The 15,557-nt window shown below is 71.3% G+C and carries 13 protein-coding genes and 1 tRNA gene; 5 read left to right on the top strand and 9 right to left on the bottom strand.

Annotated features, from left to right (window positions below):
- The first annotated feature begins 8 nt into the window (after positions 1–8).
- Positions 9–992 (top strand): alpha/beta fold hydrolase, encoded by a 984-nt coding sequence (locus tag ACOOHC_RS16810; RefSeq protein WP_420451546.1) that lies wholly within the window; start codon positions 9–11, stop codon positions 990–992.
- Here the strand turns inward: ACOOHC_RS16810 and ACOOHC_RS16815 are convergent.
- From ACOOHC_RS16815 to ACOOHC_RS16825, 3 genes are all read right to left on the bottom strand, one after another.
- Entirely contained in the window at positions 955–1,692 is a 738-nt protein-coding gene (locus ACOOHC_RS16815; protein ID WP_420451547.1) for a hypothetical protein, read from the bottom strand. The two genes, ACOOHC_RS16810 and ACOOHC_RS16815, sit on opposite strands and share 38 nt — an antisense overlap.
- Positions 1,689–2,525 carry a Bax inhibitor-1/YccA family membrane protein gene (locus ACOOHC_RS16820; RefSeq protein WP_420451548.1) on the bottom strand — a complete coding sequence of 279 codons (837 nt, stop codon included), beginning with the start codon at positions 2,523–2,525 and terminating at the stop codon, positions 1,689–1,691. Before ACOOHC_RS16820 ends, ACOOHC_RS16815 begins: the two co-directional genes overlap by 4 nt.
- A 91-nt stretch (positions 2,526–2,616) precedes the next feature.
- On the bottom strand, positions 2,617–2,952 hold the full coding sequence (locus ACOOHC_RS16825; RefSeq protein WP_420451549.1) for a putative quinol monooxygenase: 336 nt from the start codon (positions 2,950–2,952) through the stop codon (positions 2,617–2,619).
- Positions 2,953–3,160: 208 nt separating this feature from the next.
- Here ACOOHC_RS16825 and ACOOHC_RS16830 point away from each other — a divergent pair, with 208 nt between their 5' ends.
- Positions 3,161–4,102 carry a sigma-70 family RNA polymerase sigma factor gene (locus tag ACOOHC_RS16830; protein WP_420451550.1) on the top strand — a complete coding sequence of 314 codons (942 nt, stop codon included), beginning with the start codon at positions 3,161–3,163 and terminating at the stop codon, positions 4,100–4,102.
- A gap of 53 nt (positions 4,103–4,155) precedes the next feature.
- Here ACOOHC_RS16830 and ACOOHC_RS16835 read toward each other — a convergent pair whose 3' ends face one another.
- From ACOOHC_RS16835 to ACOOHC_RS16860, 6 genes are all read right to left on the bottom strand, one after another.
- Positions 4,156–5,868 (bottom strand): hypothetical protein, encoded by a 1,713-nt coding sequence (locus tag ACOOHC_RS16835; protein WP_420451551.1) that lies wholly within the window; start codon positions 5,866–5,868, stop codon positions 4,156–4,158.
- A gap of 48 nt (positions 5,869–5,916) precedes the next feature.
- On the bottom strand, positions 5,917–6,984 hold the full coding sequence (locus ACOOHC_RS16840) for a BclA C-terminal domain-containing protein (RefSeq protein ID WP_420451552.1): 1,068 nt from the start codon (positions 6,982–6,984) through the stop codon (positions 5,917–5,919).
- A 351-nt stretch (positions 6,985–7,335) separates the two neighbouring features.
- Positions 7,336–9,270, bottom strand: a complete 1,935-nt coding sequence (locus tag ACOOHC_RS16845; protein ID WP_420451553.1) for a Sip1-related alpha-galactosidase — start codon at positions 9,268–9,270, stop codon at positions 7,336–7,338.
- 85 nt (positions 9,271–9,355) lie between these two features.
- On the bottom strand, positions 9,356–10,687 hold the full coding sequence (locus tag ACOOHC_RS16850) for an acyl-CoA dehydrogenase family protein (protein ID WP_420451554.1): 1,332 nt from the start codon (positions 10,685–10,687) through the stop codon (positions 9,356–9,358).
- A 92-nt stretch (positions 10,688–10,779) separates the two neighbouring features.
- On the bottom strand, positions 10,780–12,309 hold the full coding sequence (locus tag ACOOHC_RS16855) for a sulfatase (RefSeq protein WP_420451555.1): 1,530 nt from the start codon (positions 12,307–12,309) through the stop codon (positions 10,780–10,782).
- A 234-nt stretch (positions 12,310–12,543) separates the two neighbouring features.
- Positions 12,544–12,639, bottom strand: a tRNA-Sec gene (locus ACOOHC_RS16860).
- Positions 12,640–12,774: 135 nt separating this feature from the next.
- On the opposite strand from ACOOHC_RS16860, the gene ACOOHC_RS16865 reads away from it, so the two are divergent.
- From ACOOHC_RS16865 to ACOOHC_RS16875, 3 genes are read left to right on the top strand one after another with little or no spacing between them, the layout of a single operon-like run.
- A complete protein-coding gene (locus tag ACOOHC_RS16865) occupies positions 12,775–13,440 on the top strand; it encodes a hypothetical protein (protein ID WP_420451556.1) in 666 nt (221 codons plus the stop codon).
- Positions 13,437–14,006 (top strand): ATPase, T2SS/T4P/T4SS family, encoded by a 570-nt coding sequence (locus ACOOHC_RS16870; protein WP_420451557.1) that lies wholly within the window; start codon positions 13,437–13,439, stop codon positions 14,004–14,006. The genes ACOOHC_RS16865 and ACOOHC_RS16870 overlap by 4 nt, the downstream gene beginning before the upstream one ends.
- Before the next feature lie 24 nt (positions 14,007–14,030).
- On the top strand, positions 14,031–15,545 hold the full coding sequence (locus ACOOHC_RS16875) for a recombinase family protein (RefSeq protein ID WP_420451558.1): 1,515 nt from the start codon (positions 14,031–14,033) through the stop codon (positions 15,543–15,545).
- Positions 15,546–15,557: the final 12 nt, after the last annotated feature.

The raw sequence follows: 15,557 nt of genomic DNA on the forward strand, positions 1-15,557 counted from the left end.
ATGGTCCGATGTCCACGACCCGTCGCCGCCTCGCCACCTCCTCGTCGTTCGGCGGCATCGAGATCGAGCTGATCGACGCCGGACCCGTCGACGGCGACCTCGTCGTGCTGTCCCACGGGTTCCCCGAGTCGTCGTACTCGTGGCGCCACCAGATCGAGCCGCTGGCCGACGCCGGCTACCGCGTCCTCGTGCCCGACCAGCGCGGCTACGCACGCTCCTCGGCCCCGGTCGACGTCGCCGCCTACCGCTCGGACCACCTCGCCGGCGACCTGCTCGCGCTGCTCGACGACGTGGGCGCCGACGACGCGGTCTTCGTCGGCCACGACTGGGGCGCGCTGCTGGTGTGGGACCTCGCCCGCTACCACCCCGACCGCGTGCGTGGCGTGATCAACGTCAGCGTGCCGTACACCCCGTGGCCGATGCGCCCGACGGAGCTGTTCGATGCGACGTGGGGCGACCGCTTCTTCTACATGACCTACTTCCAGCAGGTCGGCCCGGCCGAGATCGAGCTCGAGGAGGACGTCGAGCGGACGATGCGCCTCGTGCTGTGGGGAGCCAGCGCCGAGATGTACGGGCCGCCACCGGATCCGGCGGACCTCCCTCCCGCCGACGGGACCGGTTTCCTGTCGGCGTTCGGCACCCGCCGCGAGGTCCCCGAGGGGCTCCCCGACTGGTTGCGACCCGCCGACCTCGGGGTCTACGTCGAGCAGTTCGAGGCGTCGGGGTTCTTCGGGCCGGTGAGCTGGTACCGCAACCTCGACGCCGACTGGGAGCTCACCCGCGACCTCCCCGCGCCGTCGATGCCGTGCGCGTTCATCGGCGGAGACCACGACCTCGTGATCGCGCACCGCCCCGAGTACGTCGACTCGATGAACCACCTGCTCGACGACTTCCGCGGGACGACGATGATCGAGGGGGCGGGCCACTGGACCCAGCAGGAGCGCCCCGAGCAGTTCAACGCGGCGCTGCTGGCGACCCTCGATCGGCTCTGACCGCGACCAGCGGGCGACAGCACGGGTCGCTCCACCCGAGGCCGTCGACCTTGCCGCGCGGCGGCCAGTCGCCGTCGCGGCTGTACGCCCACCACTCGAGGGGGTTGAGGTAGTAGCCGAACGTCTCGACGACGTCGGTGAAGCGCTGGTCGCGCCGCGCGAGGAGCCACACCACGACCCCGACCGCGCCGCCGAGCACGGTCCAGCCGACGTAGAGGACGGGGAACGCCGGGCCGAGCCAGCGCGCCTGCCAGCAGTGCACGTGCTCGTGGTCGACGACGAGGCGTCGACGACGGGCGCTGGTCACGTCACCCGCCCCCGCGACGACCGGGCCGAGCGTGGTGGCGAAGCCGCGGCGTGGGGTGAACCCCCGCCGGTAGACGTGACGGTCGGCGCGCCGCGAGAGATCGGCGACGTAGCCCGAGTCGCGCTGGACGAACCCGACGGCGTGCCCCACCAGCCCGGCCGCGGTCATCGGCGCGGACCACGTCGAGTCGAGCACGAACGCGACGACCCCGGTCGGGCGTCGCCACGCGTAGATCTGGCGCCACCCGGAGATGGCACCGTTCGCCCCGGCGACGGCGGCGACGGTGAGGGCCACGTCGCCGAGGCCGACGGCGCGAGCGGCGAGACCGCCGAGGACCGATCCGGCGGCGGCGGTCGCGACGGCTTCCGCGAAGCGTCGCGACCGGGGGCTCACCGGCGGTTGAGCTTGGCCAGCAGGCGCAGGATCTCGAGGTACAGCCACACGATGGTGACCACGAGCCCGAGCGCCGCGACCCACTCGTAGTCCTTCGACATCCGCATCTCGACGCCCCGCTCGATCAGGTCGAAGTCGAGGGCGAGGTTCATCGCCGCGAGACCGCAGACGAAGATCGAGAACCCGATCCCGAGCAGGCTCGGCGAGTTGATGAACGCGATCCCGCCACCGGTGAAGAGGTTCAGGCCGAACGACACCAGGTACAGGACCATGATCCCCATCGTCGCGCCGACGACGATCTTGCGGAACCCGGGCGTCACCTTGATGATCCCGGTGCGGTACAGCACCAGCATCGCGAAGAACACCGCGACCGTGGCACCGGCGGCCTGGAGCACGATGCCGTCGTTGAACGTCTCGTAGGCGCGCGAGATCGCGCCGACCGCGTAGCCGTAGCAGATCGCGTAGACGGGCCCGAGCACCTTCGCCCAGCGGGGCTTGAAGTAGGCGACCATCACCGCGCCGAACCCGACGAGGATCCCCGCCATCGCGAACGGCGGGAACGTGAACTCGCCCTCGGGCGAGGTCGACGACATGATCCAGCCGACGCTCGCCGCGGCGAGCAGCAGCACGAACAGCACGGTCGTGGCCGTGATCACGCCGTTGACGGTCATCGACGGCTTCCAGTCGCTGATCGGGCCGTCGGTCACGGGAGGGCTCGTGGGCGCGGGGAACGCTCCCGGGGTCGCCGTCGAGGTGGAGGAGGCACCGCTCGGTGCCGCCCACCCGGACGCGTCCTCGTTCATCCGCTTCTCGTTGAAGAATGGGTTCGCCATGGTGCGTCCCAGGATACCGCCCCCCACGATCACCGGATCGGCGGTCCGGCGGGATCCGCGCGCCGGGCGAGCAGGCCGTGGTCCACGGCGCTCAGGCGAGGTCGTGCGCGCTCACGCCGTCCCACAGGTCGATGTCGGCAGGCGCGGCGAGCAGCCCGGTGCACGACTCGGCCATCTCGACCATCAGGGCCGAGTCGAAGTGGCGACGCTGCGACCGGGCGTCGGCCCACTTCTGGATCACCAGCAATCGCCCCGGGACGGTCGTCGACGCGCACAGATCGACGTTGCGGCAGCCGTCGACCATCCGGGTGAGCACCACGTACTTGGACAGCACGGCGTTCAGCGCCGCCGGATCGGACCCGTCGAAGCGCATCGTGACGACGGCGATCTCGTCGGTCCTCGCGTCACCGGAGGTGTCATCTGTCATCGTGATACTGCCCATCTCGTCATCTGAACCGCTGATACCCGGCGCCGTGTGCCGCCGAGGGAGTTGGCGAGGACCGGCACCTCGGTATCGTGACGGCCGTCTCGCTGCCTTAACACAATCCGAGACGAGGAAGCGTGTTTCAAGCAGTGGGGCACGCCCTGATCCGGGTTCGCGGAACCAGGTCTCTCAGACACCCAAGGAGTCGCCGGTGGCAAAAGATCGAGTCGAACGGGACGATGAGGACCTCGTCCGCCTGTACCTCACCGACATCGGGCAGTACACGCTGCTCACCAAGGAGGACGAGGTTCGACTCGCCAAGGCCATCGAGGCCGGCAACGAGGCGATCGAGCAGCTCGACGCGGACGGCGGCAAGGAGCTCACCCCGGCCAAGAAGCGCGAGCTCCGCCGGACCGCCCGCAAGGGCGAGGAGGCCGAGCGGCAGTTCGTCCAGTCCAACCTGCGCCTCGTCGTCTCGATCGCGAAGAAGTACCAGGCGTCGGGCCTCCCGCTCCTCGACCTCATCCAGGAGGGCAACCTCGGGCTGATGCACGCCGTCGAGAAGTTCGACTGGCGCAAGGGCTTCAAGTTCTCGACCTACGCCACCTGGTGGATCCGCCAGGCGATCACCCGGGGCATCGCGAACACCGGCCGCACCATCCGCCTCCCGGTCCACGCCGGAGACACCCTCGCCCGCCTGCAGAAGGCGCGCTCGCGCCTCGAGCTCAAGTACGGCCGCCCCGCCACGCTCTCGGAGCTGGCCAAGGAGGTCGAGATGCCCGAGGACAAGGTCACCGAGGCGCTCCGCTTCGCCGCCGAGCCGCTGTCGCTGTCGGAGCCCCTGCGCGAGGACGGCGACGCCGAGCTCGGCGACGTCGTGGAGGACCGCTCCGCCGAGTCCCCCTTCGAGGTGGCGGCGACCGCGCTGCTCCCCGAGGAGATCTCCCGGCTCCTCGCCCCGCTCGACGAGCGTGAGCGCGAGATCCTCAAGCTGCGCTTCGGCCTCGACCGCGGCGAGCCCCGCACCCTCGAGGAGGTGGGCGACCACTTCAGCCTCACCCGCGAGCGCATCCGCCAGATCGAGGCCCGAGCGATGAGCAAGCTGCGCCACCCCTCGAGCGACACCGGCGCTCGAGACCTGCTCGCCGTCTGACGCGATCGAGCCGGCCCCTCACCGGGACCGGCTCTCCAGCGGGCGGTCGACGGTCAGTCCGACTCGACCATCTGCACCACCAGCGATCCGCCGAGCGAGATGCTCAACGCGATCGCCGGACGACCGGAGACGACCTCGATCGTGTCGCCGACGTCCGCGTGGACGAGCGTCGATCCGCCGACCGCGACGCCGGAGGAGGCGAGCCGGTAGGTCTCGGGCGTCGCCACCCCGCCGACCCGGATCTCCACGTCGCGGGCCCCGAGCAGCGCGAGCGAGGCCGCCACGAGCCGCAGGTCGATCCGGTAGGTGCCCGCCCGCGTGACCTGCAGGGTGTCGTCGTCGATGCGGGTGAGCCCGGCTCCGACCGTGACGCCGTCGTCGGGGAAGGGGACGGCGAACTCGCTCGCACCGATGCTCAGCGACACGCCGAGGTCGGGGTCGGCGTAGACGCTGGCGCCGGGGAGCACGTCGACGGGGTTCAGCGCGGTGGGTGATCCCCACGTCCCGCCCGACTTCGGGCCGTACATCGAGAGCGCGGACAGGTCGAGGTACGTGTCACCGTCCGCACCCAGCGACACCGACGGCGCGCCCGATCCCGTGAGCAGCTCGGGGCCGGTGCCGATCGAGACCGACGACCCCCACGCCCCGCCCGTCTTCGGACCGAACAGCTCCAACGCCGACAGATCGAGGTACGTGTCTCCGTCCGCACCCAGCGACACCGACGGCGCGCCCGATCCCGTGAGGAAGTCGGTGCCGCCGGCGCCGGCGTCGAGGGCGACCCCCGCCCCCCAGCCGCTCGACGTCCTCGGCCCGTACAGGAGCAGCGTCGAGGTGTCCAGGTGCATGTCGCCGACGGAACCCGTGGTGTCCGACGGCGCGACGGCCCCCGTGGTGAACGCGATGCCGTCCCCGTCGGGGCCGATCGACGCGCCCACGCCCCAGGAGCCACCGGTCTTGGGGCCGTACATCCTCGGACCCGTGGTGTCGAGGTAGACGTCACCGTCGAGCCCGACCACGGTCGACGGCGCTCCGGCCCGTGCGATCACGCGCGCATCGACGTCGTGCCCCGGGTCGACGACGAGGACCCACTCGGTCGAGCTCCGCACGTAGAGGTCGCCGCCGTCCTCGTCGAGGTAGACGTCGCCGGGCTGACCCGTGGACACCGGGGGCGAACCCGTTCCGACGGTCGCACCGGCCCCGTCGGCGCCGTCCAGCACGCTGTCGAGCGCCACGTAGTGGCCGACGACGTCGATCACGACGTGGGTGTCGCCGCTCTCGTTGAACACGTCGAGCGCCCCGCCGGTCCCCAGCTCGGACAGCGCGAAGTTGGGCACGGCGAGGCCGGGGGTGGCGTTGCTGACCGACGTCCCCGGGCGGGGGGTCCCCGCCGGCCACACGGTGACGAAGGACGTCTCCGTGGCGGCCCGGGGCAAGGTCACGTTGATCGCCACGCTGGTGGCTCCGGCCGGGACGCCGTCGCGTCCTGCGACCGTGACGCGGCGGGTCTCGCCCGCCCCGAGGGGGCCGACCGTGCCGGTGCCCGTCCCGTCGCGGGTGTCGAGGAGCCTCACCGGATCGATGCCGAAGAACACCTCGGCCCCGTCGATCGGAGCGGCCGGCTCGGCCGGAGCGGCGATCAGCGTGCTCGTGGTGACGACGACCGCCGGCAGGAGGGCGGCGCCGGCGGCCACGGCGGCGCGAGACGTGCGCGACCGCCGTCGCGAGCTGCGCCCGGCCGAGCGTGGGGTGAGGGACGAGGTGGTCAAGGGGGACTCCGATGCGGCGGGGACGGGCGGGGGGCGGGTGGAGCTCGATCAGGCGCGGGCGACGAGGTCGATCACGATCGAGGCGTCGACGGCGACGCCGGCGACGAGCGCTCCGACGCGATGCAGGCTGAGCACGTCTCCGACGCCGACCTCGACGAGGGTGGTGCCCGAGACCGGGACGCCGGCGCTCAGGATCGAGCGCGAGTCACGGGCCACCCCGTCGACTCGCAGCTCCACGTCGCTGCCGAGCAGGGAGGCCGAGACGGTGCTGAAGTCGTAGGCGACGCGGTAGGTGCCGGCTCGGGCGAAGACGAACTCGTCGGAGCCGTTCAGGCTGATGTCGGTGCCCACCCTGACGTCGTGGGCGTCGAACGGGACCTTCGAGCTCCCGAGGACGCTGATGTCGAGCAGGCCGCCCTCGGTGCGTGCGCTGATCGCCGAGGCCTCGCCGGCCGAGGTCGCGGTGCCGTCGCCCGTGAGGTCGACGCCTGCGCCCCATCCGCCGGTCGTCTTGGGTCCGTAGAAGACCAGGTCGACCCGGTCGAGGTACGTGTCGCCGTCCGAGCCGCTCGACGGCGTGGGTTCACCGTCACCGACGAGGGTGCGTCCGTCGCCGCCGCCCGAACCGGTGCCGAGGCCCGACACCGAGTCGGCGGGGACGAAGTAGCCGACGACGTCGACGACGAAGTGGGCCTCGCCCTTGTCGTTGTAGATGTCGATCGCTCCGCCGTCGCCGAGGCGGGCGAGCAGGAGGTTCGGCGTCTCCTGACCGGGCGTCGAGTTGTTCGCCGAGGTCGTCGGGCGGGCGTCACCGGTGGGCCAGATCGTGACGAACGACGGTTCCGTCGAGGCCTTCGGGAAGGTCGTGTTGATCGCGACGCTGGTCGCGTCGGACGGGACGGATCCCACGCCGGCGATCTCGAGCGTGATCGTCTCGCGCTCCCCCAGACGAGCGGCCGATGCCACACCGACGCCGGTGCGTGTGTCGAGGGCGCGCTGCGGAGACAGCGAGACGAAGACCTCGGCCTCCGACGCGGTGAGCGTGTCGGCCTCGCCGTGCACCGTCGGTGACGCCAGGCTCACCTGGACGGGTGAGACGGCGCCCAGAGCGGTCACGGAGAGGAGTGCTCCACCCGCGACCGCCATCGCGCGGCGGCCTCGCCGCGTCGTCGGGGCCGATCCTCCCCCATCCGGGTTGGTGAGCGCACGATCAGCGTGCTGCTGCTGGGCCGATCGATGCGTCGGGAACGGGTTCTTGATCATGTTGCTCTCACCTCGGGTGCTGGACTCACTACTTCGGGTGAGACACCTTCTTCACCCAGATGGGGGAACGTCAACTCAAGAGATCGTCAAGGCGCGCGAAGTCCCACCTCAGCGGACGTGTCGGAGCCTCGGGACGGGGCCACGGATCCGGTGCCTCCCCCCTCCCCCTCCCCCCTCCGTGCGCGGCGAACCGCAGCCGACGTGTCAGCCGATCGACTCGACGACGACGTAGCGGTCGGGGTCCCCCACGGATCCTGCGTCGGGAGCGCCCGACGGGCCGATGACGTGGAGGGACCACCCGTGCGGCTCGAGCGTCAGCTCGAGATCGGTCGGCGCACGGCGAGCGGTCCGCGCGCGCCAGTCGTACAGCGACTCGATCGTCGACGAACCGGCCACGTCGGCCAGGACCAGCGAGTCGGTCACGGTCCGCCGTGCGGCGTCGACGTTGATCGCGAGGACCGTCGTCCACACCCGGTCGTGCTCGTCGGTCGTCGTCGTCGTCGCCCACATCAGGCGCTCCCCGCGGGCGGGGGCGCCGAACAGGCAGTCGTCGATCGCGCCGATCGGGCGGTCGACCCGTCGCAGACGCCCGTCGTCGTCGCAGGTCCGCATCACCACGTCACGATCGGTCCGCCCGATCCGGTCCCCGATGCCGACGGGACCGCCCGACAGAGCGGCGAGCGCCGCCTCGAGCTCGGCGTGGGGGTCGCCGTCGATGTCGTCGTCACCGTCGTCGACGTCGGCGTTCGAGAAGAAGCAGTCCTTGAACGCGACGAGGCCGAGCGCGCCGGCGAGTCGGTTGACGGTGAGGAACCACGTCCACAGCACCGCTGGATCACGGGCGAAGCGGTAGTCGTCGCACGTCCTCACCGCCACCACGCGCTCCAGCGAGGCCGCGAGCACCATGTCGGCCGGTGTGGCCATGCACCACACGAGGTCGAGATCGCTCGAGGCGGCCTGCTCGTCGAGCGCGCGCTGCCAGGCGGCGGCTCGGCCCGGAGCGGAGCGCATCGCCCGCACCCCGAACCAGTACATCAGCATCCAGTCCTGCTCGATGCACGTCGCACCCCATCGGGCGGCGTCGGCGAACCACCGCCGGAAGAACCCCGGGTCTCGGGGGAACGCCGCGTGCTCGTCCACCCACCACCCGCCGTCGACGTCGGGCGATCGCGGCGACACGTGGCGGGCGTGGAGCACGAGCGGCGGTCGGCCGAGGCGGTCGGCGAAGCGCTCGAGGGCGTCGCCGGCCACGTCCGACCCGGGGGCGGCGCCCCCGCCCCGCTCGTCCTCGCCGGGGTCGAGCCCGTCGGCGCGGTCGAACGCGTCCGCGCGTGGCGTCCACGACCGGGTCCCGGTCGGCGGCACCTCGTGCGGGTACCCGATCTCGGCGATCGGGCGCGGGACCTCGTGGTCGTAGAACCACGAGTCGAGCTCGATCGCACGGACCGGGACGTCGTCGGCACGCAGCCGCTCGACGGCCTCGGCGACGGACGTGGCGATGGTGCGACCCGGCTCGGTCCGGTACCAGTACGCAGCTCCGTTGTCGGTCCAGTACGAGAGGTGCGTGGTCAGCGCCCCGCCCCGCCGGCGCCGGCGCTGATCGACGCCGAGGTCCCGGCTCCACCGATCGAGGACGCCGGCCACGGTCCGCCCCTCGTACAGGCCCATGCGCGTCCGGAACCCGGCGGGGACGTCGTCGAGGTCGCCGTGCCACCCGGCGACGAGGCCGTCGTCGTCGATCGCGACGATCTGCTCGTGGAACGAGTCGACGGGGGCGACGAGCACGACCACCCCGTCCGCACGCGCGACCAGTGGGGTCACCGCGCGCGGCGAGCGAAGCCCCGGTGCGGGACGGAAGTCGAAGTCGAGCTCGGGCCCGGCGACCACGGGGAGGGCGAACTGGGTGAACGCGAAGCCGAGGAGCTCGAGGCGCGGGTGCAGGTCGGAGCGACCCCACGACACGCCGACCGACGGCGACGAGAAGCGACCGGTCGCCAGCGCCGACAGGTCGCGCTCGGCCGTGATCTCGATGACGGCATCGGCGGCGAGACCCGATGTCGCCGCCGCCGAGACGGTCACCCCCGGCGCCGGGCGCGACGAGTGCTCGCCGAGCAGCGCGGAGCCGGCGGACCCGCTCACCCGAGGTGCGCCCGGGCGCGACGCGGGCCCGACCGCTCCCCCTGCGCACGGGGGGCGGTCGGGCCCGTCATCAGGCGTCTCGGGATCAGGCGGGGCCGGAGAAGGCGCCGTCCTCGATCGACGAGGAGCTGGCCATGAAGGTCTCCTTCGGGTTGTAGTCCCGAGCGGCCTCCTCGCCCTTCGCGAGCTCCTTGCGGCCGACGACCATCCAGTGGACCTCGTCGGGGCCGTCGGCGAGGCGCAGCGTCCGCTGGCTGGCGTACATGTCGGCGAGCGGCGTCCACTGCGACACCCCGGTCGCACCGTGGATCTGGATCGCCTGGTCGATGATCTCGCACACCCGGATCGGCACCATCGCCTTCACCGCGCTGACCCACACCCGGGCCTCGGCGTTGCCCAGCTCGTCCATCGCCTTCGCCGCGGTGAGCACCATGCGGCGCATCGACTCGATCTCGATGCGCGCCTTCGCGACCATCTCCATGTTGCCGCCGAGCTTGCCGATCTGCTTGCCGAAGCCCTCTCGGGTGAGCCCGCGCGACACCATCATCTCGAGGGCGCGCTCGGCCTGGCCGATCGAGCGCATGCAGTGGTGGATGCGGCCGGGACCGAGGCGGACCTGGCTGATCTCGAACCCGCGGCCCTCGCCGAGCAGCACGTTCTCGTAGGGGACGCGCACGTTGTCGAAGCGGATGTGCATGTGGCCGTGCGGGGCGTCGTCCTTGCCGAACACGTGCATCGGGCCGAGGATCTCCACGCCGGGGGTGTCGATCGGGACGAGGATCTGGCTCTGGCGCTGGTGGGCGGGGCCGTCCTCGCTCGTCTGCACCATGGTGATCATGATCTTGCAGCGCGGGTCGCCGGCTCCGGAGATGTAGAACTTCTCGCCGTTGATGAGCCACTCGTCGCCGTCGCGCTCGGCCTTGCACTGGACGTTCTTCGCGTCCGACGACACCACGTCGGGTTCGGTCATCGCGTAGGCGGAGCGGATCTCGCCCCTGAGCAGCGGCTCGAGCCACCGCTCCTTCTGCTCGGGGGTGCCGACGCGCTCGAGCACCTCCATGTTCCCGGTGTCGGGAGCCGCGCAGTTCATCGACTCCGACGCCAGCGGGTTCTTGCCGAGCTCGACGGCGATGTACGCGTAGTCGAGGTTCGACAGCCCCTCGCCGCTCCCGGCGTCGGGGAGGAAGAAGTTCCACAGCCCGTTCGCCTTCGCCTTGTCCTTCAGGCCCTCGAGCACCTCGAGCTGACCCGGGGCGTACGACCAGCGATCCTCGCGGTTCTCGCCGAGCTTGAAGAACTCCTCCGAGGCGGGGGTCACCTCCTCGCGGATGAAGGTCTTGACCTGCTCGTACAGCGGCTTCGCGCTGTCCGACATGCGCAGGTCGTACATGTCAACGGTGGACTCGAGAGCGGTCATGCGTCCCACGGTACCGAGGACGGTCGACGGGCGTCCCATCGTGACCACTCGGTGTGACGAGCGTTCGCGCCGCGCCCGGTGCGGGCGAGCCGTCACCCGGACCGTCGGCGGCCGGCGCCGCGATCGGGGGGCGCGTCCATCGCTCCCGCGTCGAGCCAGCGGTACCGGGGGATGTCCGCGAGCGCGGCGACGGGGACGTCCGCGCACCCGGGCGGGACGGGTTGGGAGGGGTGGGGGGCGTCGCCGAGGCGCGACTGCTCGCGCCACATCGCAGCGGCCAGCTCGTCGCGGATCTCGGCGTAGGCGGGGTCGTCGACGACGTTGCGGAGCTCGTCGGGATCCACCTCGAGGTCGTAGAGCTCCCACTCGGGCGGGTAGGTGAAGAAGCCGGTGAACGGCAGACCGTGCCCGTCGTTGTAGTAGTAGATCAGCTTGTACCGCTCCGTCCGGTAGCCGTAGTGGGCCGGCGCCTTGTGGATGACGTCGTCGTTCTCCCAGTAGCGGTAGTAGAAGCCGGGCACCGGGTCCCGCCCGTCGTCGCCGACGAGCTCGGGCCACGAGCTGCGCCCCTGCATCCGCTCGTGCGGATCGACGCCCGCCGCGTCGAGGATCGTCTGCGCGAGGTCGACGTTCGTGACGATCCCCTCGACGGTGCGGCCGGGCGCGACGCGGCGCGGGTAGCTGACGAGCAGCGGCATCCGCAGCGACTCCTCGAACATCAGCCGCTTGTCGAACCACCCGTGGTCGCCGAGGAAGAACCCCTGGTCCGACGAGTACAGCACCATGGTGTCGTCGAGCTCGTCGCGCGCGCGCAACCAGTCCGTCAGCCGCCCGACGTTCTCGTCGACCGAGTGGACGCAGGCGAGGTAGTCGCGCATGTAGCGCTGGTACTTCCACATCGCCTGCTGCTCGTAGCTCGACCCGGCGGGCGGATCCTCCTTCAGGTCCTCCGTGGTCAGGTGATCCGCGACGCGCATCGCCGTGCGCCGCACGGACACCGAGCGCGTCGAGTGGTCGTCCCAGAAGGTCGACGGCAGCGGGCGCGGTGACTCGTACAGCTCGCGGTGCTCCGGCTTGGGCTCCCACGGGCGGTGCGGCGCCTTGTGCCACACCAGCACGCACCAGGGCTCGTCACCGTCGAGCGACTCGACCCAGTCGATCGCGAGGTCGGTGATGATGTCGGTCGCGTAGCCCTCGACGGTCCGCGGCCCGTCGGCGGAGATGAACGTCGGATCCCAGTAGTCGCCCTGGCCCGGAACGACGTCCCAGTGGTCGAACCCCTCGGGGTCGTGGCCCGGTCCGTGGCCCATGTGCCACTTGCCGAACATCGCCGTGCGGTAGCCGGCGTCGCGCAGCTGCGACACGAACGTCGGCTGGCTCGCGTCGATCGGGGTGAACAGGGAGAACACGCCGTTGACGTGGCTGTACGTCCCGGTGAGGATCGACGCCCGCGACGGCGTGCACAGCGAGTTGGTGACGAAGCAGTTGTCGAACACGACGCCGTCCCGTGCGATCTCGTCGATCCGCGGGGTCTCGTTGAGCACCGATCCGTAGGCGCCGATCGAGTGGGCGGCGTGGTCGTCGGTGAGGACGAACGCGATGTTCGGGCGACGGGTGGACATGGTCATCTCCTCGGAGCGGGACGGCGTGACGGCGGTCGCGACCGTGGGCGGCGAGCCGCGACGTGCGACGTGCGACGTGCGACGAGTCTCCCAGAACGTCGCGAGCGAGCGCCACCGGCGTCCGGGCTCGAGCGACCTCGGTGATCTGGTCGGGGTCGCTGCGCCACCTCGACGGCGACCAGCTCCGGCACGCCGGCATCCACGAACGCCGGTGGACGAGCGCCGGTGGGCGCATGGCGGAGGTGGACGGGAATCGAACCCGCCGGACGGGGATCGCCCGTCCCGACCGCTTTGAAGGCGGCGGAGCCCACCAGGTACCCAGACACCTCCCGGTGATGCAGGGCGGACGATAGCGGATCGCCCCCGCGCGGATGTTGTCGTCGTGGCGGGCGCCGGTACGGTCGCCGCACCGACTCCCTCCCGGCCCGATGACCGCGCCCGACCGGGCGCACCCCGAGGAGGACGATGATCACCCTCTGCCACGCCGCGACCGGCGGGAGCGGCACCACCCTCGTCGCGACGACGCGCTCGCTCGACTCCCCGGCGCCGACCCTGCTCGTCGACCTCGTCGGCGACGTCCCCGCGATGCTCGGCGTCCCCGACCCGGATCGGCCCGGCGTCGTCGACTGGCTCTCGAGCGAGGCGCCCGTCGAGCACCTCGACGACCTGCTCGTCGACGTCACGGCGACCTGCACGGTGCTGCCGGCCACGTCGTCGCCCGTGGCGCCCCGCCCGCACCGCACCGAGGCCGACGGACGGCGTTGGGAGCTGCTCGTGGACTGGCTCGTGCGGTGGGCTCACGACACCGGTGGGGCGGTCACCATCGACGCGGGCACCGCGCCGGTGCCCGCGGTCGCCGAGCGCTGCGCCCAGCGCTGGCTCGTCACGCGCGCCTGCTACCTGTCGCTGCGGCGCGCCACCCGGCTCGACGTCCGCCCGACCGGCGTGGTGCTCGTCGTCGAGCCCGGCCGCGCGCTGCGTCGTCGTGACGTCGAGACGGCGATCGGCGCACCGGTGGTCGCCGAGATCGACTGGGATCCTCGCGTCGCCCGCTGCGTCGACGCCGGTCTGCTGCTGTGCTCCCGACGCCGAGCCCCGCTCCACCGCTCCCTCGTCGGACCGCTCTCGTGACCGATCGCGACGTCGTGCTCGAGCGCGTCTGCAGCGTGGTGCGCGACCAGCGCGGCGACGTCGACGACCTCGTCGACGCCGCGGTGCGACGGATCGCTCCGCTGGCGACCGGCGACGAGCGGCGCTCGATCCGCAGCGCGGCGGTCGCCCGGATGACCGGTCTCGGTGAGCTCGACGAGCTCATGGACGATCCGTCCGTGGACGAGATCCTCGTCACCGGGCGACGGGTCTGGGTCGACCGCGGCGGGCGCGTGGCGGAGGCGGGCGAGCTGACGACCACGTCGGTCGAGCAGATCGTCGAGCGCATCCTGGCGCCGCTCGGTCGTCGCGTCGATCGCACCAGCCCGGTCGTCGACGCCCGCCTGGCGAACGGGTCCCGCGTCTGCGCCGTCGTCGAGCCGGTGGCCGTGGGCGGCTCCTCGCTGTCGATCCGACGCTTCGCCGCGACGGTGCGGCCCGTCGGCGACTTCGTCGATCCCGACGGTGCCGAGCTCCTGCGCGAGATCGTCGATCGGCGGTGCAACGTCGTCGTGAGCGGAGCGACGCCGCCGCTAGCTAAACAGTAACGTTGTGGCGTAGGTTATGACCGCATGCCCACACGCCGTGCCGTCATCTACGCCCGTCTGTCCGTCTCGTCGGACGAGTCCGTCAGCATCGAGCGGCAGGTGGAGGCCTGCGCCAAGTACGCAGAGTCTCGACGGTGGGACGTGGTCGGCACCTTCGTCGACGACGGCGTGTCCGCATCGAAGAACAAGCCCGAAGACCGGCCGGGCTGGAGCGAGCTACTCGCAGCACCCCAGAAGTACGACGCCGTCATCATCTGGAAGGTGGACCGGCTCGCCCGGCGCACCTTGGACTTCCTTCACGCCGACGAGGCGCTCCGCGCTCGCAATACAGGAATCGTCGCCGTCGAGGACCCGGTCGACATGACGACGGCGCAGGGCCGAGCGTTCGCAACCATGCTCGCCGTGTTCGCCGAGCTCGAAGCCGACAGCATCAGCGCACGAGTGCAGGATGCTCAGATGAAGCTGCTGCGGTCCGGCCGAACCGTCGGCGGCACCGTCCCCTACGGCTGGCGCAGCGTCGAGAACCCGAACGGCCCCGGGATGGTTCTGGCGCAGGACCCCGACCACATCGGCTACGTGCGGGGTGCCGTCGAGAGGATTCAGCGGGGCAACTCCATCTACAGCGTCATGCAGTGGTTGAACGAGGTCGGCGCGCCAACCGCCGGAGTCGTTCGGGCGCACCGCAGGTCCACGCCGGAACCCTCGCCAGGCACCTGGTCCTACAACACCGTCGAGGGCATCGTGCGACACCCGATTCTCGCAGGGCTAACCCCCTTCAACCGGAACGGCGGGCTGCGCACGCACGAGCCCTACAAGAAGCGCGGCGACGACGTTCTGCGTGGTGCCGACGGCCTGCCCGTCGTGGACGAGTCCCTTGCCATCATGTCCGTTGCGGACTGGCGAGCCATGGTGGCTGGGCTGGATGCGAAGGACACTGGACGCTCGAAGCCTCGCGCCTTGCGCACGAAGACGTCCCCTCTGCTGTCGGGACTGATGTGGTGCGGAGAGCACGGCACGGACGGCGTCCGCATGCATCGCTGCGCCTCCGGGCCGAAGCGCCACGGCTACACGTGCCCCCAGTGCGGCCAGACCATCACAAGCTTCGAGAACGTCGTGGTCGCGGAGTTCCTACGACGGAAGGGCGGACGTGTCCGGTGGACCCCGGTGCACCGCGTGGTCGAAGGCGGGGCGGCGCTGCTGCCCGAGATCGAGCACAGGCTCGACGAACTCGATCAACTCATCCGGCTGGCGACCAACCGAGAGCAGCGGACCGAACTACAGGAGCAGCAGAACAGCCTCCTCGACCTGCGCGACGCCAAGCGGGCGGAACCCTCGACCGTGTCTGTCCACGTTGAGGATGCCGGGTGGTTCCAGGACGACTGGGACGCAGCCGTCGGGGACGTAGAGGCGCAACGAAGAGTGCTGGACGACGCCGTAGAGCGCATCTGGGTCCGGCGTGGCGGCACCGGCCGCCGTACCGAGGCGCAGATCCTCGCCCGGTTGACGTTCGACTGGAAGATTCCCGAGGATATGGATTAAGCGGCGTCGCGG

The sequence above is a fragment of the Ilumatobacter sp. genome, assembly GCF_965215205.1.
Lineage (GTDB): Bacteria > Actinomycetota > Acidimicrobiia > Acidimicrobiales > Ilumatobacteraceae > Ilumatobacter_A.